Consider the following 20,497-nt stretch of genomic DNA (forward strand, 5'->3'; position numbering starts at 1 on the left):
CTGAGGTCGACACAAGGGGTGTCATGCCACTCCTTCTGCAACCGGTTGAGGGACGCGCAGGTGCCAGTCGGTGCTCTGCTGCAGGGCGTCACCGGCCCGCAGGATCGCGGCCTCGCCGAAGGCGGGCCCGGCCAGCGACAACGACAGCGGCAGGCCGTCGCCGGTGAAGCCCATCGGGACGGCGAGTACCGGATTGCCGACGCTGTCCCAATACGGCGTGTGGACCAGCGAGAACAGCGCACCTACGTCGGGCTGGCCGTCGGGCCCGGCGAGGTCCTCGACCTTCGGCGCCCCGGCCGACGCCGTCGGGCACGCGATCACGTCGACGGTCTCGAACAGGCCCGCGAGCGCGTCCTGTGCGACGCGCCGGACCCGTTGCGCCTGCACGTAATCCGCGCCGGAGTACAGCGCGCCGGTGGCCATCATGGCGCGGGTCGCGACGAAGTAGTCCGGCCACCGGGACAGCAGATCCGTGCGGTGATAGGCGAGCGCCTCGCAGCCCATCGTGATCATGTCCGCGGTGATCATCTCGTGCCAGTACGGCAGTTCGGTCTCGACCAGCGTCGCGCCCTGCTCGGCGAGCACGGCCAGCGCGGCGTCGAAGCTCGGCGCCAGCGCGGGGTCGCTGCCGTCGGGGAAGTGGTGCTCCCGCACGACACCGATCCGCATCCCGGACAGGTCGCCGGTGAACTCCGGCGCGGTGAACGGCGCGTCCACGCAGTCCGGGTCGCTTTCGTGCAGCCCGGCGAGGATCTCGAGCACCGCCGCGCAGTCCCGTGCGCTGCGCGCGAGCGGCCCGATGTGGTCGAGGCTGTAGCCCAGCGGCACGCAGCCGGACTTCGGCACCCGGCCGAACGTCGGCATCAGCCCGCTGACCCCGCAGAACGCCGCCGGGATGCGGATGCTGCCGCCGGTGTCGGTGCCGAGGCCCGCGAGGAACATGCCCGCGGCGACCCCGCTACCGGTGCCGGAACTCGATCCGCCGGGCCATGTTTCGGGGTTCCACGGGTTGCGCGGGACGGGGAACGGTTTGCTCGCGTCGGGCATCCCGCACGCGAACTCCATCGTGGTGGTCTTGCCGGTGATGACCGCACCCGCCGCTTTCATCCGTGACACCACGGGCGCGTCCTTCCCGGCGCCCCAGGTGCGGTCCAGGATCAGGCTCTGCGCCGTCGTAGGCCCCTCGGCCATCGCGAGGATGTCCTTGACACCAAAGGGAATTCCGTGCAACGGGCCGCGGTCCTCGCCGCGCGCCAGCTCGGCGTCGGCCTGTGCGGCACGCTCCAGCGCGTACTCGTCGAAGCGGGCGAGGTAGGTGCCGATCTCCGGGTCCCGCGCGTCTGCGGCGCCGATCGCGGCTTCGGTCAGTGCCACCGAGGTGGTCGTGCCTTCGCGCAGCGCCTTGGCCGCGTCCGTGACTGTCAGCGGTGTCATGACAACTCCCTGCTGCTGCCCCGCGAAACGAATCGGAACCGTTCGCCGCGGGTGTGGATGAAGGCCAGGTCGAACGGGCGCCCGGCGAGGTCGTAGATGAGCTGTTCCATCGCGATCAGCGGGGCACCTTCGCGGATACCGAGCGCCGCGGCGAGCGAGGCGTCGGCCAGCTCGCAGTTGAAGATGAATTCGGAGTCCGAGAGCCGTACGCCGGCGTCGTCGAGCAGCCGGTACCAGTCGGAGACGAAGGGCGTGTCGCGCAGTTGCCCGCCTTCGGGGAACAGGACGTAGTTCGTGGCGACCGCGATCGGTTCCTCGTCGTGCAGCGACACGTAGTCCAGCCGCAGGCACGGCGTCCCGTCGGGCACACCGAGGCGCGCGGCGACGGTCGGCGGGGCCGGCACCACCGAGCGGTCCAGTTCGCGGGGCCGCATCCGCTGGTTGAACATGCTCTCCCTGGACGGCTTGATGACCCCGTGTGCCTCGGGCAACGAGGTCTTCACCGGACTGATCACGACGTGCGTGCCGACGCCCTGGGTGCGTTCGATCAGTCCTTCGGCCCGCAGCAGCGCCAGCGCCGCCCGCACGGTGGCCCGCGACGCGCCGTGGGACGCCATCAGCTCGCCCTCGCCGGGCAGCTGCCCGCCGGGAAAATGACCGCCCTGGACGGCGCCGCGCAGCATGTCCCGCAACCGGCGCACCTCGTGCACCCGCTGCTGCGGGGAAACAGGCCTCACACGTCGAGACGGTAAGTACCGGCCGTTGCCCGCCGGTCTCGGGCCGATGACCTCGCCGTTACCAATCCGACCGAAAGTAGGCGGACACGGTCCGCACCCGACCTGCTCGTCGATACCCGTCTCCGCCGTGGCTGCCGTCGGATTGGTAACCGTCGGCGCGGGCCTAGCCAGCCCGATCATGCCGGCACCGCTGCCCCGGCGAACTCCGCGACCGTCGTGACGGTGGCGAACCCGCAGTCGCGCATCACTTCGATGCCGATGTCGTGCAGCCGCGAAGTCTGTGCGGCACAACAGTCTTCGAGCAGCGTGACCTCGAAGTCACGCATGATCGCCGACCGCACGGTGGTCTCGACGCAGAAGTTCGTGACCACGCCGCACACCACGAGCTCGGCGGCGCCGAGGCCGCGCAGGAGCGGTTCGAGCGAGGTCCACTGGAACGCGTCGAGCCGGCACTTGTCGACGACCAGGTCGTCGTCACCGCGTTTGAGGTCATCCACGACGTCGCCGTCCCAGCTGCCCGCGAGCAGCCCGCCCACGGACGCGAGGTCGGCGGTGCGACCGGCCAGCCACGGGCCTTCGTCGTAGAAGCCGGGCCGGTAGACGTGCCGGGTGAAGATCACCGGAATCCCTTGCGCACGAGCACTTTCCACGGCTCGCGCGGAATTGGCCACAGCGGCTTCGGCGCCTTCGAGCGGCAGGCCGAGCTTCGGCAGCGAGCCGTCCGGGTGGCAGAAGCCGTTCTGCACATCGACGACGATCATGGCCTTCATCGCGTGACCTCCAGTTCCTTCGGTGGGCTGAAACGGGGCATCCCGAGCGGCGTGGCACCCTTCGGCGGCCGCCAGGCGTTGGGCTTGCAGGCGTCGTGGCAGGCGCCCTCGGTCGAGCAGCACAGCGAGCAGATGGTGCCGCCGTGGTGCGGGCAGGTCGCCATGTCGACCACGTCGTAGCTGCCCTCGCAGACCGAACACGGCAGGACGCCGTCATTGGCCGGAAGTTCCGAAAGGCGCGCGATGTACCACCGGCCACGGGTCGCGAGCGCGACGACGGGCGGCAGCAGGAGCGCGACGGCGAGCGCGATGAACGGGGACAGCGCGGCGGCGGTCGTGCCGAACGCGCCGTAGTAGGCGACCATCGAGATCGCCCCGGCGACGATCATCGAGCCGAAGCCGACCGGGTTGACGTGGTAGAGATGCGCGCGGTGGAACACCAGGTCCGGCGGCGCGAGCTTGAGCCAGCGCTTGTTGATCACCAGGTCCGAGACCATCGCGGCGATCCACGCGATGCCGACGTTCGAGTACCAGGCGAGCACGTCGACGATATGCGTGAAGATGTCGACCTCCATCAGCACCAGGGAAAGCCCGACCTGGAGGAACACCCACGCGGCCCGGCCGGGATGGCGGTGCAGCAACCGGGAGAAGAAGTTCGACCAGGACAGCGAACCCGAGTAGGTGTTCATGATGTTGATCTTGATCTGGGACAGCAGCACGAGCAGCCCGGCGAGGATCAGGGCGACCGTGTGGTTCCCGGTCAGCCGCTCGTAGACCGCGGTGAACAGGTCCACCGGCACCCCGACGTGCCCGGCGTCGAGCTTCGTCGAGGCGTAGCCGACCAGCAGCGTCGAGGCGAAGAAGATGCCGACGGCGAACAGCGCGAACCCCGGCCCGCCCATGATCACCGCGAGCCGCCACTTGCCGCGGTTCTTGCTCGTCGGGTCGGGCATCAGGCGCAGGTAGTCGCCCTGCTCCCCCACCTGCGCGGCGAGCGACAGGTTCGCGGCGGCGATGGTGAACACCGCGATCACCGTCAGCCCGGCCAGCCCCGCCGGGGACACCGTCGCCGGGTGGACCATGTTGTGCCCGGCGTCCGGCGCGGTCGCCGCGGTGCCGAGCGCGATACCGATCAGCGCGATCCAGATCGGCCACGTCCAGGCCTGGAACTTCGAGGAGAACGACATCCCGTACAGCGTCAGCGGGATCATCACCGCGGACACCACGACGTAGGACAGGTGGATGTCCAGATGGGTCAGCGCGGTCACCGCCTGCGCCATGATCGCGCCCTCGTAGGCGAGGAAGATCAGCGTGTAGGTCGCGTAGACCAGCGAGGTCAGCGTGGAGCCGAGATACCCGAAGCCGGAACCGCGGGTGAGCAGGTCGATGTCGACGTGTTTGCGGGCGATCGCGAACGCGATCACCAGGGTCAGCGGCAGCGTCACCACGGCCGCGACGAGGAAACCGGTCAGCGCGTTGGCGAACCCGAAGGCGTCCACGAACGCCGCGTCGAGTGCGTAGCCCGCCATCGCGGAAATGCCCACGAGGCAGGACAGGAAGACCATCCACGGCGACCACTTCCGGAATGCCGCCGGGGTGTAGCGCAGTGAGTAGTCCTCCATCTGCGGATTGTCAGCGAGGCCCATTCTTGATCCCTTCGCTCGAGGTGGCCGAACGCTGTCAGCGGCGTATTGCGGGCGCGTATCCGCTTTCGGTGCGCCCGGTTACGCCGATTCCACACCGCACCGGAAACGGATTGACCTGCGGTTTCCCACATTCCGGTCGCAATTCCGCCGAAATTCCGGGGCACCGCGCCGCCCCGGGAAAGCGGTGATCGGCGCGGGCGTAACCTCGAACCCATGCCAGCTCTGCGCTCCCGAACCACCACCCACGGCCGCAACGCCGCGGGCGCCCGTTCCCTCTGGCGGGCCACCGGCATGACCGACAGCGACTTCGGCAAGCCGATCGTGGCGATCGCCAACTCCTACACCCAGTTCGTGCCGGGCCACGTACACCTCAAGGATCTCGGCGAGATCGTCGCCGAGGCCGTGGCCGAGGCCGGCGGGGTCGCCCGCGAGTTCCACACGATCGCCGTGGACGACGGGATCGCCATGGGGCACAGCGGCATGCTCTACTCGCTGCCCTCGCGCGAGATCATCGCCGACTCCGTCGAGTACATGGTCAACGCGCACCAGGCCGACGCGCTCGTGTGCATCTCGAACTGCGACAAGATCACCCCGGGCATGCTCAACGCCGCGATGCGGCTCAACATCCCGACGGTGTTCGTCTCCGGCGGCCCGATGGAGGCCGGCAAGGCCGTGGTGGTGGGCGGGGTGGCCCAGGCCCCGACCGACCTGATCACCGCGATCTCCGCCTCAGCCAGCCCGGAGGTCGACGAGGACGGATTGTCCATTGTGGAGCGGTCGGCCTGCCCGACCTGTGGCTCCTGCTCGGGCATGTTCACCGCGAACTCGATGAACTGCCTCACCGAGGCGCTCGGGCTTTCCTTGCCGGGCAACGGTTCCACCCTCGCGACGCACGCCGCCCGGCGCGCGCTGTTCGCCGGCGCCGGCCGCACGGTGATCGACCTGTGCAAGCGCTGGTACGAAAACGACGACGAGAGCGTGCTGCCGCGGTCGATCGCCACCAAGGCCGCGTTCGAGAACGCGATGGCGCTCGACATGGCGATGGGCGGTTCGACGAACACCGTGCTGCACATCCTCGCCGCGGCGCAGGAGGGCGAGGTCGACTTCACGATCGCCGACATCGACGCGATCGGCCGCCGCGTGCCGTGCGTGTCGAAGGTTGCGCCGAACTCCGATTACCACATGGAGGACGTGCACCGCGCCGGCGGCATCCCGGCGATCCTCGGTGAGCTGTACCGGGGTGGGCTGCTCAACACCGAGGTGCATTCGGTGCACTCGCCCACGCTCGACCAGTGGCTGTCCACGTGGGACATTCGCGCGGAGGCGCCGTCGGCGGAGGCGGTCGAGCTGTTCCACGCCGCGCCGGGCGGAGTCCGCACCACGCAAGCGTTCTCGACCGAGAACCGGTGGTCCTCTTTGGACACCGACGCCGCGGGCGGGTGCATTCGCGATCTGGAGCACGCGTACACCAAGGATGGCGGGCTGGCGATCCTGCGCGGAAACCTCGCCGAAAACGGCGCGGTGATCAAGGCCGCGGGAATCGACGAGGCGCTCTGGCGGTTCGAAGGCCCGGCGCGAGTCGTGGAAAGCCAGGAGGAAGCGGTTTCGGTCATCCTGGGCAAGGAGATCCAGCCCGGCGAGGTGCTCGTGGTGCGCTACGAGGGTCCCGCCGGCGGGCCGGGCATGCAGGAGATGCTGCACCCGACCGCGTTCCTCAAGGGCGCGGGCCTGGGCAAGAAGTGCGCGCTGATCACCGACGGGCGGTTCTCCGGCGGCTCGTCCGGGATCTCGGTCGGGCACATCTCACCGGAGGCGGCCTCGGGTGGGGTGATCGGCCTGGTGGAGAACGGCGACCGGATCCTCATCGACGTGCACGAGCGCACGCTGGAACTGCTGGTGGAGGACGAGGTGCTCGCCGAGCGCCGCGCGAAGATGGACGCCAGCGAGCGCCCGTGGCAGCCGGCGTCCCGGCAGCGCCCGGTCACCGCCGCGCTGCGCGCCTACGCCCGGATGGCCACCTCGGCCGACACCGGCGCGGTCCGCGACGTCACCCGCTGAGCGGGGCTTCCGCCGCTGACCGCGCCGGACGTGGTCAGCGGCGGAAGAAGTACGTGAGGGCGACGACGACGGCCGCCGCGAGCACCAGGCCGACGACGCCGAACCACACGGGCCGGCGGCGCCACGGCGTGTTGGTGTCGATCGAGACCCCGCCGGGGCCGGTGAACAACAGCGCCAGTGCGATCCCGCCGAGCACCACGTGGAACTCGTACCCGTCGCCGTTGCCGAGGAAGTACCCCGAACCCGCCTGGTACTTGAGGTAAACGGCGTTCGCGACGACCGCGAGCAGCGCGGCCGCGGCGACCGGGGTGAACAGCCCGAAGATCAGCAACACGCCGCCGGCGATCTCGGTGACACCGCCGAGCCACGACAGCACGGTGAGCTGGCTGGTGTAGCCCTGGTCGCCGAGGATCCGCGAGAACTCGCCGATTCCCGGGCCGCCCCAGATGCCGAACACCTTCTGCACCCCGTGGACACCCAGCGTGCCACCGAGCACCAGTCTCAGCACGAGCAGACCGAAACTCAGGCCGCCGTGCCACTGCGGTAACCGGTCTTCCTCGTATCCACCGAGACGATCTTCGGGTTCGGACAGCGTGGTGTCGGAACCGGCGGCGGTGAAATAGCCGGAATCGCCGGAATCCTTGTACGTGGTGCGCCGACCGTAGTCTTCACTTTCGCTTGTCACGCCGCGCAGAGTAGAGCACAACACCCGTTCGAGTGAACCGTTTCCGCGCTCAATATTCGCCGTGCACCAGATTTCGGGGCAGTTCGCCACCCGCGTACCGCGCGATTTCCGCCGCCGCGACGGCGTACGAACGGCTCTGCGCGTCACGGACCGTGCCCGCGATATGTGGCGTCAGCACCAGGTTGGGTGCTGTCCACAATGGATGACCGGCGGGTAGCGGCTCGGGCTCGGTCACGTCTAGTGCCGCGCGGAGGCGACCAGCGTTCAATTCGGCCAGCAACGCCTTGGTGTGCACAATCGCACCACGCGCGGCATTGACGAGTACGGCACCGTCCGCCATGCGGGCCAGGAAATCGGTGTCGACCATGCCGCGGGTGCGGGATGTCAGCGGCACCATCAGCACCACGACCTCGTGGTCGGCGAGCAGTTCGGGCAGCTCGTCGACGGAGTGGATGTCGTCGCGGGCGCGCATGCCGACCATCGTCACGATCGCGTCGAACGGTTCCAGCCTGCGGCGCAGCTGGTTGCCGAGGTCGCCCGCCCCGACGATCAGCACTCGCTTGCCCTGCAACGTGTCGGTGCCACGGCGGGTCCACCGTCCGGCGGTTTGCTCCGCGGCGAACGAGTCCAGCTCGCGATGCATCGAAAGGAGCACCGCGACCACCCATTCGGCCGTACTGCCGCCGTGCGCGCCGCGGCAGGTGGACAGCAGGACGCCGTCGGGCAGCACGCCCGTCCAGTCCTCGGCTCCGGCGGACAGCAGCTGGATGAGCTTCAGGTTGGGCAGCCGCGCCAGCAGCCGTGCGCGGCTCTCGGCCGGGGTCGGGCCGGGGATGAGGACCTCGGCCTTGTCGGCCTCGGATGGCAGCGGTTCGCCGGGCGTGTACCGCACCGTTTCGACTTCGGGGATCCCGGCGAGCGCCCGCACTCCGTCGTCGCCTGGGACCAGCACCGTGACGGTCATGATTGGACCGTATCCCGGGGACTCACGGGTGGCTCACGGACGCCCACCTAGGCTGGAGGTCTATGCGCATTCGGTGGGGACGGTCTCCGTGGCTGGTCGCGGCTTGCGGCGTCGTGCTGGCAGGCTGCGCGAGCTTCGATGATCGGGCCGCGGGGCAGACGTTCGAGCCTGCGCCCGAGTTGAGCGCGCCGGCCGGTCCGCAGCCGCAGTTGCCGGAGATCGACGGCAATTCGGGTTCCGACACGCCGCGACCCAACGCGGCACCGACGCCGATCCCACCGCCGCAGGGGTGCACGGACTTCGACAAGGCGGTCATCGCCACCTGTCTCGACACCGTTTCCGCCGTCGCGGCCCTGCCCAGCACCGACTCGGGGCCGGCCGCGCTGGCGGGCGAGCGCAAGAGCGGCCGGGTCGTGCAGGTCGAAAGTGGTTCGCCGGCGGCGGACCTGATCAAGCTGAACGTCGACGCCACCGGTGATGGTGGTCTGACCGGGCTCGCGCTGTCGCCGACTTACAGTGAAGATCAGCTGGTCTTCGCCTACATCACGACGCCGACGGACAACCGGGTGGTGCGTTTCACGAAGGGCCAGCAGGCGAAGCCGATCCTGACAGGCATTCCGAAGGGCGCCGCGGGTAATCGCGGTGCACTGTTGACGGATGGCAAGGGTGCGCTGCTCGTGGCCACGGGTGATGCGGGTAACCCTTCGGCCGGTGCGGATCCGAACTCGCTGGCGGGGAAGGTCCTGCGGATCGACACCGCGGGCAACGCCGCCGCCGGCAACCCGACGCCCGGTTCGCGTGTCTTCGCCACCGGCCTGCGTTCGCCGGGCGGCCTGTGCAAGTCCGCGGATGGCGGTCGGATTTGGGTGACTGACCATGGGGACACGGCAGACTTGGTGTACCGGGTGGCCGGGGGCACTTCGCTGGTGGCGCCGGCGTGGACGTGGCCGGACAAGCCGGGTCTCGCGGGCTGCGCCGACAGTGGTGAGTCGTTGATGATCGGCACCTCGGTGGCGGGGAACGTGCAGCAGGTCCCGATCACCCTGGATGGTTCGGTCGGCGGCCAGCCGAAGGCGATCATGGATGGTAAAAACGGGACGGGCTATGGGCGGTACGGTGGGATGGACCCGCTGGACACCCAATACGCGTTCGTCGGCACCGTGAACAAGGACGGCGGCCAACCAGTTTCGAGCGATGACCGGGTCGTCATCATCCAACTACACCCCAGCTCCGGCGGCGGCAACGGCAAGGACTGACCACTCTCCAGCCGCCCCACCCCGCGCGAACGGCCAACTCACTGACGTAGCGAGCAAACTCAGCCGCGCGGACGGCCAACTCACCGACACCACGGGCAAACACGCCCGCATAGCCAGCAAACACGAGCGCACCACGGGCAAACACGCCGGGGCCAGGAACCTGGCACCGAAACGCGACCACCAACCCAGCCCACCCACACCTCCCCCAACCCCGATAGAAAGCCGCCCTAGCGGTTGGTGCGTCGTGTCAAGGGTGACCGCGCCAGCGGTCATCGCGAAGCGACGCCGAAGGCGCCCTTGATACGACGTGCCAACCGTTAGACACTCGGCGATCAGGGTGGGCCGCTACCTCCAACCCGGCGCGAAGCGCCGGGCGACCCTCGCGCGGAGCGCGAGGGAAAAGAAAAAGATGTCCTCGCCGGACGGGCAGGCTCCAGGATGACTGACCCCAAGGGATCTCACCTTGAGTGGGTGGTTGAGTTGGGTGGTCATCCCGTCGCCTGCGGTTTTCGAATATCACTTTTCCTCAGAGCCGCAAGCTTTGTGTTCTCGGCCGCAAGCCGGGCAGGAAGGTTGCGGCCCTGACGAAAAGTGATCGTGCCCTTTTCAGGCGACGGGATGACCACCCAACTCGGCCCCTGGGCTTTACGCCCGCCGCCGCGCCGCCCGTACGTCCACTATCGCCGCCACAAGGGAAACCACCCCGCACAGCAGCGCCAGATATCGGCCTACGCCGCCATAAAACGCGACGCCTGCTTCCTGGCTGAGGAAATCTCGCACGTCCGCCGAAAACTGCCAGCTGATCCCGAGCCACGCCAGCAGCATCAGCACCAAAGCTACCGCGACGGCCATCAGCCACAGGTGCGGCAAACCGCTGCGGCGCAGGGCGGGACGCTGCCCGAGGAGGACAACCGCGACCCCGGCAAGCAACAACACCACTGGTCCAGACCATGCCAAGAATCCGGTGGTGAAGGCATCCCGGGCGACCTCACTCGACGGTAGCGAGTTCAGCGCGTCTTCGACATCTTGCCTGGTCGCCGTGAGATTGGTCCACGGCAGGAAAAGGGCGCCCACGGCAACAATACCCGCACCGAGGGCAACCCACTCCTGCCACGAAACCCGGGTCAGCGAGTAACCCGCCGCCGGAGCCTCGCGCGGCAACTCAGGCGCCCACCCGCTCGATGATCAGCTCCCGCACCCGCTTCGCATCGGCCTGGCCCTTGGTCGCCTTCATCACCGCGCCGACGATCGCACCCGCGGCCTGGACCTTCCCGCCCCGGATCTTGTCGGCGATGTCCGGCTGCGCGGCCAATGCCTCGTCCACCGCGGCCAGCAGAGCCGAATCGTCCGAGACGACCTTCAGGCCCCGCTTCTCCACGACCTCGTCCGGCTCGCCTTCCCCGGCCAGCACGCCCTTCACGACCTCGCGCGCGAGCTTGTTGGTCAGCTCGCCGGACGCCACCAGCACCGTCACCCGCGCGACCTGCGCCGGGGTGATCGGCAGCTCGGCCAGCTCGACTTCACGCGAATTCGCTTCCTGCGCAAGGAAGTTGACCCACCAGCCGCGCGCCTCGTCCGGCTTCGCACCGGCTTCGACGGTCGCCTCGACCAGCTCGACCGCGCCCGCGTTGAACAGGTCCCGCAGCTCTTCGGCGGTCAGGTCCCACTCGGTCTGAATGCGCTTTCTGCGGTCCGCGGGCTTCTCGGGCAACGTCGTCCGCAACTGCTCGACCCACTCCCGCGAGGGCGCGATCGGCACCAGGTCGGGCTCCGGGAAGTACCGGTAGTCCTCCGCGGTTTCCTTGATACGCCCCGAAGAAGTCGTACCGTCGGCCTCCTGGAAGTGCCGCGTCTCCTGGATGACCGTGCCACCGCCGGCGAGCACCGCCGCCTGCCGCGTCATCTCGTACCGCACGGCCCGCTCGACGCTGCGCAGCGAGTTGACGTTCTTCGTCTCCGTACGAGTCCCGAACTGCGCCGCGCCCTTCTCCATCAGCGACACGTTCGCGTCGCAGCGCAGCGAGCCCTGGTCCATCCGGACGTCGGAAACATCCAGCGCCCGCAACAGATCCCGCAGCGTGTTGACATACGCGCGCGCGACCATGGGAGCTCTGTCGCCCGTTCCGACTATCGGTTTCGTGACGATCTCGATCAGCGGCACGCCGGCCCGGTTGTAGTCCAGCAGCGAGTAATCCGCCCCGTGGATACGACCGGTCGCGCCGCCCACGTGCAGCGACTTGCCGGTGTCCTCTTCCATGTGCGCGCGCTCGATCTCGACCCGCACGACCTCGCCGTCGTCCAGCGTCACGTCGAGGTAACCGTTGAACGCGATCGGCTCGTCGTACTGCGAGGTCTGGAAGTTCTTCGGCATGTCCGGGTAGAAGTAGTTCTTCCGCGCGAACCGGCACCATTCCGCGATCTCGCAATTGAGCGCGAGCCCGATCCGGATCGCGGACTCCACGGCCTTGCCGTTGAGCACCGGCAGCGCGCCCGGCAGGCCGAGACACGTCGGGCAGACGTGCGTGTTCGGCTCGCCGCCGAATACGTTCGGCGTGCTGCAGAACATCTTCGTCTTCGTGTTGAGCTCGGTGTGCACCTCGAGCCCCAGCACCGGGTCGAACCGCTCGATGACCTCGGCGTAGTCCATCAGGTCGGCGACCGCAGTCACGCCGACACCCCCTTCAGCTCCGGAAGACGGTCCAGGATTTCTCCGCGCGCCAGCTCGTAGGCCGCGCCGACCCGGTAGAGCCGGTCGTCGGCCAGCGCCGGCGCCATGATCTGCAGGCCCACCGGCAGACCGTCCTCATCGGACAGTCCACTCGGGACGCTCATGGCCGCGTTGCCGGCCAGGTTCGACGGGATCGAGCAGATGTCCGAGAGGTACATCGCCATCGGGTCGTCGACACGCTCGCCGATCTTGAACGCCGTGGTCGGCGTCGTCGGCGAGACCAGCACGTCGACCTTCTCGAAGGCGGCGTCGAAGTCGCGCGTGATGAGCGTGCGCACCTTCTGCGCCGAGCCGTAGTAGGCGTCGTAGTAGCCGGACGACAGCGCGTACGTGCCGAGCATGATGCGGCGCTTGACCTCCGGGCCGAAACCCGCCTCGCGGGTCAGCGCCATGACCTCGTCGGCGCTGTGCGCACCATCGTCGGCCACGCGCAGGCCGTAGCGCATCGCGTCGAACCGGGCGAGGTTCGACGACGCCTCGCTCGGCGCGATCAGGTAGTAAGCGGGCAGCGCGTAGACGAAGTGCGGGCAGGACACCTCGACGACCTCGGCGCCCAGCTCACGCAGCTGCGCGACCGCGCCCTCGAACGAGCGCAGCACGCCGCCCTGGTAGCCGTCGCCGGAGAGCTCGGTGACCACGCCGACCTTGACGCCCTTGAGGTCCCCGCGCCGGCCCTCGCGGGCGGCCGCGACGACCGGCGGCACCGGTGCGTCGATCGAGGTCGAGTCCATCGGGTCGTGCCCGGCGATCACTTCGTGCAGCAGCGCGGCGTCGAGCACCGTGCGCGCGCACGGGCCGGCCTGGTCGAGCGACGACGAGAACGCGACGAGCCCGTACCGCGAAACCCCGCCGTACGTGGGCTTCACGCCGACGGTGCCGGTGACCGCGCCCGGCTGGCGGATCGAGCCCCCGGTGTCGGTGCCGATCGCGAGCGGCGCCTCGAACGCGGTGATCGAAGCGGACGAGCCGCCACCTGAACCGCCGGGGATGCGCGCGTGGTCCCACGGGTTGTGGGTCGGGCCGTACGCCGAGTTCTCGGTGGACGAGCCCATCGCGAACTCGTCCATGTTGGTCTTGCCGAGGATCGGCAGGCCGGCCTCGCGCAGCCGCCGGGTGACGGTCGCGTCGTACGGCGGGATCCAGCCCTCTAGCGTCTTCGACCCGCAGGTGGTCGGGCTGTCCTTGGTGGTCAGCACGTCCTTGAGCGCGAGCGGCACACCGGCGAGCGGGGACGCCGGCGCGGCGCCTTCGCCGATCGCGTCGTCGACCGCCTTCGCCGCGGCGAGCGCACCGTCGGCGTCCACGTGCAGGAACGCGTGCACGAAGTCGTCGACCTGCCCGATGCGGTCCAGGTGCGCCTGCGTGACCTCGACCGAGGACACCTCGCGGCCGTGGATCTTTTCGGCCAGCTCGGCGGCCGTGAATCGTGTTAACTCGCTCACTGTTCCTCCCCCAGGATCCGCGGCACCCGGAACCGGCCCTCTTCCGCGGCCGGCGCGCCCGACAGCGCCTGCTGCTGTGTCAGCCCCGGCTGCGTGACGTCCTCACGGAAGACGTTGGTCAGCGGCACGGCGTGCGAGGTGGGCGGGATGTCCTCGCCCGCGACCTCGCCGACCTTGGCCACCGAGTCCAGGATCTGGTCCAGCTGACCTGCGAAGACGTCGAGTTCTTCGTCGGTCACCGCCAGGTGTGCGAGCTTGGCGAGATGCGCGACCTCGGCACGGGAAATGTTGGGCACGCGGGCTTCTCCCGGGTTGTGCTGATCAATGAGCTTTCGTTTCCGCAAGTCTATGGCGAGCGGCCCGACCGGCTCGACTGGGTTATGCACAGGTTGCCACCGGATCGGTCTCGGAACGCGGACAGCGACTCCCGGTGGGACGCTGGGTCTGTCACAATCAGCGGCCGGCATGCGCTTCCGGGCAAGGCGGAAGCGCACACTCGCGAGAGGGGTTCGCGTTGTCCTTCCTGATCCGGGTTCAGCTCCCGGACTCGCCAGGGACCCTCGGGGCGGTCGCCACGGCGCTGGGCACCATCGGGGCGGACATCCTCAGCGTCGACGTGGTCGAGCGCACCGGCGGCGTCGCGATCGACGACCTGGTGATCGAGCTGCCGTCCGGTCGGCTGCCGGATGCGCTGATCACCGCGGCGGAAAGCATTCCCGGCGTCGAGGTCGACGCGGTCCGGCCGTACGCGGGCGTGCTCGACACGCATCGCGAGCTGGAACTCGTGGAGGAGATCGCGGGTCAGCCGGCGTCGGGGCTGGAGATCCTGGTCGAAGGTGTGCCACGGATCATCCGGGCGGGCTGGTCGATCGTGGTGGCCGCCACGGAAGACGGCCTCCAGCGGCTGGCTTCGTCGAGCGCCGCGCCGGAGGTGCCGATCACGCACCTGCCGTGGCTGCCGCTCGAACGCGCCACGGTGCTGGACGGCGAGGACGACTGGGTGCCGGAGACGTGGCAGGAGCTGGGCACGGAACTGGCCGCGACGCCGCTCGGGAAACCGGGGAAGGCGCTGCTGGTGGGGCGCCCCGGTGGCCCGATGTTCCGCGCCGCGGAAGTGGCCCGGCTGGCGCATTTCGCCGGCATCGTGGCCGTCGTCCTGGACGGCTGACTACCCGCCCGCGGCTCGCAGGTGGTCGCGGATCGCGCCGGCGAGTGGCCACGATGCTGATGAGTGGATTGCCACCCTCGGGCTCGAGGTCGACCAGGATGTCGATATCGCTCGCAGGGTCGGCGTCACCCCGCGCCACCGACCCGAACAGGCGTGAAGCGCAGACCATCGGAGAAATCCGGGGGCCCGCAAGCACTGCTGGTGGCAGTACCTGCGGGCCCCGCCGCTAGTCGAGGAGGTCTTCGATGACGATGGGGATGTGGCGGACCCGGATGCCGGTGGCGTTGTAGACCGCGTTCGCGACCGCCGCGGCCAGGCCGACGGTGCCGATCTCCCCCAGGCCGCGCGCGCCGATGGCGTTGTGCAGCGTGTCCGGGTATTCGACGAAGTGGACGTCGATATCGGGGATGTCCGCGTTGACCGGGACCAGATAGCCCGCGAAATCGGCGTTCGCCGGGCGGCCGTTCGGCTCGATCTCCAGCGCCTCGTGCAGCGCCGCCGACACACCCCAGATCATCCCGCCGCTGATCTGGCTGCGCGCCGTCTTGTCGTTGATGATCCGGCCCGCGTCGAACACCCCGAGCAGGCGCGACACGCGCGTCTCCCGCGTCCACTTGTGCACCCGGACCTCGCAGAACTGCGCGCCCCACGAGGCGAACGAGTGCTTGGTCATTTCTTCGCCGGGCGCCGAAGAACCCTGCGCGGACAACGATTCACGACCCAGCGCGCGGAGCACCTCGCCGAAGCGCATCGACCGGCCGCCGCCCAGCACCTGACCGTCCGCGTACGTGACGTCCTCGCCTTCGAACGGCGCGCCCGGGGCCGAAGCCGCCGCGAGCAGGTCGTCGATCACCGTGGCCGCCGCGATCATGATGGCCGTGCTGGCGCTCGCGGTCGCCGTGGAGCCCCCGGACATGCCACCCGGCGGCAGCGCCGAATCCCCCAGCCGCGGTGTGATCGCGTCCGGCGAGATGTCCAGCGATTCGGCGCCCACCAGGGAAAGCACCGTCAGCAGGCCGGTGCCCGGGTCCGCACCACTGGTCGCGACCACGGCCGTCTCGTCCGCCCGCAGCGTCACCTCGACGGTCGCCGGGAACCGCAGCGCGGGGAACACCGCGGTCGCGACGCCGTGGCCCACCAGCCAATCGCCGTCGGTGTGGCCCTGCGGCGAGCGGTTCGCCCAGCCGAAGCGGGTCGCGCCGATGCGGAAGCACTCGTCGAGATGCTTGCTCGACCACTGCAGGTCCCTGCCGGGCGGCGCGGTCGAGTTGTTGCGCAGGCGCAGTTCGATCGGGTCCATGTTCAGCGCGACCGCCAGCTCGTCCATCGCGCTCTCCAGCGCGAACGAGCCCGGCGCCTCGCCCGGCGCCCGCATGAACGTGGTCGGCGGGACGTTCAACGGCACGATCTTCTGGCTGATCGCCAGGTTCTGCGTGGCGTACCACTCACGCGACGTGCCGTGTGAGGTCGGCTCGACGAACGAGCGGTCCACGTCGGTGCTGCACCACGAGTCGTGGCGCAGCGCGATCAGTGAACCGTCGGGCTCGGCGCCGAGTGAGATCTTCTGCACCGTGGCCGCGCGGCCCGCGGTCGCGGTGAAGACCTGTTCGCGGGTGAGCGCCGCCTTGACCGGACGGCCGAGCGCCCGTGCCGTTGCCGCCGCGAGGAACGCCGGGACGGACGTGCGACCCTTGCCGCCGAACGCGCCGCCGACGAACGGGTTGATCGCGCGCACCGACGACGGGTCGAGGTCCAGCGCACCGGCCAGTTCCGCGGCCTGCAGGAAGGCACCCTGGTTTCCACTGTAGACAGTCAGGACGCCTGATTCCCATACCGCGACGGCGGAATGCGGTTCCATCGCGGCGTGGTTCTGACCCGCGGTACGGTAGGTCGCCTGGACGACGACCGGGCTCGCCGCGAGTGCGTCCTCAATGGACTCGACACCGTCCGCCAGTACCTCGATGAACGGCGGTTCGTGGCCGGTGATCGGCGCCGCTTCGATGGCGTCGTCGAGCCCGTCCTCCAGCGACGTCCGCGCCGGCCGCTCGTGGTAGGTGACCTCGATGAGCGCGGCCGCGTCCCGGGCCTGCTCGAAGGTCTCCGCCACCACGAAGCCGATCGGCTGGCCGTAGTACGTGACTTCCTTGTCCTGTAAGGGAACCCAGGTGTCGCCGAGCATCGGCGAGCTCGGCGTGCGCAGCTCCAGCGGGTCGAACGGCGAGTACACGCCGAGCACGCCCGGAGCGCTCACGGCCGCCGCGACGTTCATGGCCGCGATCTCGCCGTGCGCGATCGTGCTGACCACGACATATCCGTAGGCCATGCCGGGAAAGTTGTGGTCCAGCCCGTACTGGGCCCGGCCGGTGACCTTCAGCGGCCCGTCCAACCGGCTCGTCATCAGCGGCTCCCCTCGGTCAGTTCGAGCAGTGCGCGGACGATGGTCCGCTTCAGCAACGAGACTTTGTAACCGTTGGCGGCCAACGGCCGGGCGCCTTCGCCCGCCACGGAAGCGGCGGCTTCGAAGGACTCGAGGGTCGCGGGCGCGCCACGCAGGGCCTCCTCGACCGCGGGTAGCCGCCACGGCATCGTCGCGACGCCGCCGACCGCGATCCGGGTGTCGACGACGTGCGAGTCCTGGATGTCCAGCGCGACCGCGGCGGAACACAGCGCGAACTCGTAGGACTGCCGGTCCCGCACCTTGACATAGGTGGAACGCGACGCCCAGTCCAGCCGCGGCACCACGACCTCGGTGATCAGTTCGCCCGGCCGCAGGTCGTTCTCCACCTCGGGCGTTTCGCCCGGCACGCGGTAGAAATCGGCCAGCCGGACGGTACGGCTTCCGGTGCTGCCGGCCAGCCGGACCTCCGCGTCGAGCGCGACCAGTGCGACAGCCAGGTCACTGGCGTGCGTCGCCACGCACTTGTCGCTCGTGCCCAGCACGGCGTGCATCCTGTTGGCCCCGGAGATCGCGGCGCAGCCACTGCCCGGCTGCCGCTTGTTGCACGGCATGGCGACATCGCGGAAATAGGTGCATCGGGTGCGCTGCAACAGGTTCCCGCCGATGCTGGCCATGTTGCGCAGCTGCTGGGAGGCGCTGAGCAGCAGCGCGCGGGAGATCGCCGGGTACACGCCGGGGTGCGCGGCGACGGCGCTCATCCGCTCCAGCGCGCCGATCCGGAGGCCGTCGCTGGTGTCGACGCCGCGCAACGGCAGCTCGTTGATGTCCACAACCTGGTGCGGCGTCAGGACATTGAGCTTCATCAGGTCGACGACGGTGGTCCCGCCGGCCAGGAACGTGCCGGGCGAGGCGAGCGCGTCTTCGACGGTCGCGGGTGCCGTGAGCTCAAACGGACGCATCGGCCTGCCTCGCCTGCTCGACCGCCGCGATGATGTTCGGATACGCCGAGCAGCGGCAGATGTTGCCCGACATGAATTCGCGGACGTCCTCGACGCCGTCGCGAACCGCGGCCACCGCGGACATGATCTGCCCGGGCGTGCAGAACCCGCACTGCAGGGCGTCGGCTTCGACGAACGCCCGCTGGACCGGGGCCAGACCGTCGTCGGTGGACAGTCCTTCCACCGTGGTGACCTGCTGTTTCACGGTGGCGGCCAGGGTCAGGCAGGAAAGCACCGGCTTGCCGTCGACATGGACGGTGCAGGCGCCGCACTGGCCGCGGTCGCAGCCCTTCTTCGGGCCGGTGATGTCGAGGCGTTCCCGCAACGCGTCCAGGAGCGTCACACCGGGATCGACACTCAGGTGTGCCGTCTTCCCGTTCACTTCGAGTGAGATGTCCAACTGGATCTCTTCCGCCAGATTTTTTGTGGTGGTGAAGGCATAGGCTGTACTGAAGCGAAGCAGGGCCCGCCGCCGAGGCGAACCGGATGTTCATCCGCTCCATCGCACGGTCCACGCTAGCGGATTACAATCCGCTTCGCACCCTGGAGCGACTCCAGGGGCAAGCAGGGGTCAACGATCGGGCAACCGGGAGGAATGATGACGACGGGATCGGTGAGTCCTCGGCGTGCCGACACCCGGCGTAATCACGAGCGCATCCTCGCGGTGGCCACGGAGGCACTGACCTCGTCGGGCGAGGTCTCGTTCAACGCCATCGCGAAGAAGGCGGGGGTGGGGGTCGGCACGGTGTACCGGCATTTCCCCACCGCCGAAGCGCTCATTCTGGCCGTGTACGAACGGGAAGTGCGGCATCTCGTCGAGGTGGTGCCGAAGCTGCTGGCTAAGCACGCTCCGGCGGAGGCCTTCCGGCGGTGGACGACCGATCACCTGGCGCATCACATGATGACGAAGCGCGGCCTGGCCAAGGCCCTGGGCGCGGCGACGGCGTCACGCGTGGAAATGCCGCGGAGCGCCCTCGATGCCGTGCTCAGCGCGGTCGCCATGCTGGTGAAGGCCAACGTCGAGGCGGGCACGGTTCGCGCCGATCTGGCCCCGGAAACAGTCATGCGCGGCCTGGGCGGCCTGTTCTACCTCGACGCGGACGACTGGCGGGACCAGACCTCGAGCCTCATCGACCTGCTGTGGCGAGGCATGTGCGCGGACGGCTGCACCTCTACTCACAGTTGAGCCAACTCGCCCACCCGAGGGGCGGTACGGCGGGACATATCACCTGCTGGGGTATGTCGTCACGACGAATGGTCACGGATATTCGACGAACGGCGTGAGCGCCCCTTGCACGATCGGAGGCACGTGCAGGTGCAGGTGCAATGCCGTCCGGGGGGCGTCGCTTCGTAGCGGTCCTGCGTGCCGCCGTCGACCATTGGTCACCCGTTGGAGTGGATTCGGCCGCGTGCAGGCTGCCGAAACGGGGTTTTCAACAGTCGATTTCGAGAATTCGACCGCACTTGTCACTCGTTCGAATGATGATCGCCGAATTCCCTTGGAGACACGAGGCGAACACCGTTCAACGGTGATCGACTACCGGTCACAGACAAGAAAAAGCTACTGATCCGTAAGGGCGCTTCGAGCGCCGGCGGTTTGCCAAGATGTGGATGCGGACGCGGCGTGGCGCTCTGCGCCGCACCAAAAGGCGGCCCCCTGCTGTGCACAGGGAGCCGCCGGAGTCCGTATATCCAACCCCTGCAAGGAAAGGACAGCTACGAACTTGAGAAGACTACAGCGGGAGCCTGCTCGTGGGCCAGGGAAACCATCGCCTGACCGGGTTACGACACGTGGGAAGGCCGGTAAGCCCAGCCCCGTGGAGGTGGGCCTGGACGAGCTGCTCGACGCCGGTGCCGACCCGGCACCGGACATGCGACTGTCGCCATCGGTGCTGGTCATCGTGCAGCCACCGGCCTGCCGCCAGCCACCGGCGCCCGATCGTCACAGGCTGCCGGACACGCCGTTCTGGCGTTTTGCCAAGTGGGTCACCGGTGATTCGTCGCAGCTCTGGCGGACCGCGATCCTGCTGCTGGTGGTAGCGGTGACGGTGATCGGCATTTTGCTCACCGTGTCAGTGGTGCTGCGAGTCGCCGGATTCACCCTGACCGCCGCCGCCCTGGCCGGCTATTTCCGCATGGCGAGTCAGCGCCGGGCAATGGATACCAGGTAATCGCGGTAACACGGATTCGCTTGCCGCGGTGAATATCCACGG

The 20,497-nt window shown here is 69.0% G+C and carries 18 protein-coding genes and 1 pseudogene; 5 read left to right on the forward strand and 14 right to left on the reverse strand.

Annotated elements, in window-relative coordinates; translation table 11 throughout:
* Nucleotides 1-21 precede the first annotated feature (21 nt).
* The 4 genes from LOZ83_RS26185 to LOZ83_RS26200 all read right to left on the reverse strand — a co-directional run bounded on the left by LOZ83_RS26185 (nt 22) and on the right by LOZ83_RS26200 (nt 4,587).
* On the reverse strand, nt 22-1,434 hold the full coding sequence (locus tag LOZ83_RS26185) for an amidase (protein WP_236794310.1): 1,413 nt from the start codon (nt 1,432-1,434) through the stop codon (nt 22-24).
* The gene (locus LOZ83_RS26190; protein ID WP_236794311.1) at nt 1,431-2,171 is read right to left on the reverse strand and encodes a GntR family transcriptional regulator; all 741 of its coding nucleotides are present in this window, start codon (nt 2,169-2,171) and stop codon (nt 1,431-1,433) included. Before LOZ83_RS26190 ends, LOZ83_RS26185 begins: the two co-directional genes overlap by 4 nt.
* Before the next feature lie 176 nt (nt 2,172-2,347).
* Nucleotides 2,348-2,941 (reverse strand): cysteine hydrolase family protein, encoded by a 594-nt coding sequence (locus LOZ83_RS26195; protein WP_236794312.1) that lies wholly within the window; start codon nt 2,939-2,941, stop codon nt 2,348-2,350.
* Nucleotides 2,938-4,587, reverse strand: coding sequence for a cytosine permease (locus LOZ83_RS26200; protein WP_236794313.1), 1,650 nt, complete (start codon nt 4,585-4,587; stop codon nt 2,938-2,940). The genes LOZ83_RS26195 and LOZ83_RS26200 overlap by 4 nt, the downstream gene beginning before the upstream one ends.
* 213 nt (nt 4,588-4,800) lie before the next feature.
* Between LOZ83_RS26200 and ilvD the strand changes: the two genes are divergently transcribed.
* The gene (gene ilvD / locus LOZ83_RS26205; protein WP_236794314.1) at nt 4,801-6,645 is read left to right on the forward strand and encodes a dihydroxy-acid dehydratase; all 1,845 of its coding nucleotides are present in this window, start codon (nt 4,801-4,803) and stop codon (nt 6,643-6,645) included.
* A gap of 34 nt (nt 6,646-6,679) precedes the next feature.
* On the opposite strand, the gene LOZ83_RS26210 is transcribed toward ilvD, so the two are convergent.
* Both LOZ83_RS26210 and LOZ83_RS26215 read right to left on the reverse strand, forming a co-directional pair.
* On the reverse strand, nt 6,680-7,330 hold the full coding sequence (locus tag LOZ83_RS26210) for a DoxX family protein (protein WP_236794315.1): 651 nt from the start codon (nt 7,328-7,330) through the stop codon (nt 6,680-6,682).
* 49 nt (nt 7,331-7,379) lie between these two features.
* A complete protein-coding gene (locus LOZ83_RS26215; protein WP_236794316.1) occupies nt 7,380-8,294 on the reverse strand; it encodes a 2-hydroxyacid dehydrogenase in 915 nt (304 codons plus the stop codon).
* 62 nt (nt 8,295-8,356) lie between these two features.
* Here LOZ83_RS26215 and LOZ83_RS26220 point away from each other — a divergent pair, with 62 nt between their 5' ends.
* Nucleotides 8,357-9,550 carry a sorbosone dehydrogenase family protein gene (locus tag LOZ83_RS26220; RefSeq protein ID WP_236794317.1) on the forward strand — a complete coding sequence of 398 codons (1,194 nt, stop codon included), beginning with the start codon at nt 8,357-8,359 and terminating at the stop codon, nt 9,548-9,550.
* A gap of 645 nt (nt 9,551-10,195) precedes the next feature.
* On the opposite strand, the gene LOZ83_RS26225 is transcribed toward LOZ83_RS26220, so the two are convergent.
* From LOZ83_RS26225 to gatC, 4 genes are read right to left on the reverse strand one after another with little or no spacing between them, the layout of a single operon-like run.
* Entirely contained in the window at nt 10,196-10,711 is a 516-nt protein-coding gene (locus tag LOZ83_RS26225; protein ID WP_236794318.1) for a hypothetical protein, read from the reverse strand.
* 1 nt (nt 10,712) lies between these two features.
* Nucleotides 10,713-12,218: an Asp-tRNA(Asn)/Glu-tRNA(Gln) amidotransferase subunit GatB gene (gatB, locus tag LOZ83_RS26230; protein WP_236794319.1), complete on the reverse strand. Its 1,506-nt coding sequence runs from the start codon at nt 12,216-12,218 to the stop codon at nt 10,713-10,715.
* Nucleotides 12,215-13,720, reverse strand: a complete 1,506-nt coding sequence (gene gatA / locus LOZ83_RS26235) for an Asp-tRNA(Asn)/Glu-tRNA(Gln) amidotransferase subunit GatA (protein WP_236794320.1) — start codon at nt 13,718-13,720, stop codon at nt 12,215-12,217. Before gatA ends, gatB begins: the two co-directional genes overlap by 4 nt.
* Nucleotides 13,717-14,016 (reverse strand): Asp-tRNA(Asn)/Glu-tRNA(Gln) amidotransferase subunit GatC, encoded by a 300-nt coding sequence (gene gatC / locus LOZ83_RS26240; protein ID WP_236794321.1) that lies wholly within the window; start codon nt 14,014-14,016, stop codon nt 13,717-13,719. Before gatC ends, gatA begins: the two co-directional genes overlap by 4 nt.
* 218 nt (nt 14,017-14,234) lie before the next feature.
* Here gatC and LOZ83_RS26245 point away from each other — a divergent pair, with 218 nt between their 5' ends.
* A complete protein-coding gene (locus LOZ83_RS26245) occupies nt 14,235-14,888 on the forward strand; it encodes an amino acid-binding protein (RefSeq protein WP_236794322.1) in 654 nt (217 codons plus the stop codon).
* An 88-nt stretch (nt 14,889-14,976) separates the two neighbouring features.
* Here LOZ83_RS26245 and LOZ83_RS40860 read toward each other — a convergent pair.
* From LOZ83_RS40860 to LOZ83_RS26260, 4 genes and pseudogenes are all read right to left on the reverse strand, one after another.
* Nucleotides 14,977-15,057: pseudogene (locus LOZ83_RS40860) on the reverse strand (nucleotidyltransferase domain-containing protein); the annotation flags it as partial.
* A gap of 57 nt (nt 15,058-15,114) precedes the next feature.
* Nucleotides 15,115-17,286: a xanthine dehydrogenase family protein molybdopterin-binding subunit gene (locus tag LOZ83_RS26250; RefSeq protein WP_236794323.1), complete on the reverse strand. Its 2,172-nt coding sequence runs from the start codon at nt 17,284-17,286 to the stop codon at nt 15,115-15,117.
* Nucleotides 17,286-18,245, reverse strand: a complete 960-nt coding sequence (locus LOZ83_RS26255) for a xanthine dehydrogenase family protein subunit M (RefSeq protein ID WP_236794324.1) — start codon at nt 18,243-18,245, stop codon at nt 17,286-17,288. The genes LOZ83_RS26250 and LOZ83_RS26255 overlap by 1 nt, the downstream gene beginning before the upstream one ends.
* Complete coding sequence (locus LOZ83_RS26260; protein ID WP_236794325.1) at nt 18,232-18,684, reverse strand: (2Fe-2S)-binding protein; 453 nt, start codon at nt 18,682-18,684, stop codon at nt 18,232-18,234. The genes LOZ83_RS26255 and LOZ83_RS26260 overlap by 14 nt, the downstream gene beginning before the upstream one ends.
* Before the next feature lie 198 nt (nt 18,685-18,882).
* Between LOZ83_RS26260 and LOZ83_RS26265 the strand changes: the two genes are divergently transcribed.
* Together LOZ83_RS26265 and LOZ83_RS26270 are read left to right on the forward strand one after the other, a co-directional pair.
* Nucleotides 18,883-19,470, forward strand: coding sequence for a TetR/AcrR family transcriptional regulator (locus LOZ83_RS26265; protein WP_236794326.1), 588 nt, complete (start codon nt 18,883-18,885; stop codon nt 19,468-19,470).
* A 631-nt stretch (nt 19,471-20,101) separates the two neighbouring features.
* Nucleotides 20,102-20,455, forward strand: coding sequence for a hypothetical protein (locus LOZ83_RS26270; RefSeq protein ID WP_236794327.1), 354 nt, complete (start codon nt 20,102-20,104; stop codon nt 20,453-20,455).
* Nucleotides 20,456-20,497: the final 42 nt, after the last annotated feature.

It is taken from the genome of Amycolatopsis sp. GM8, from assembly GCF_021653975.1.
Classification (GTDB): domain Bacteria; phylum Actinomycetota; class Actinomycetes; order Mycobacteriales; family Pseudonocardiaceae; genus Amycolatopsis_E.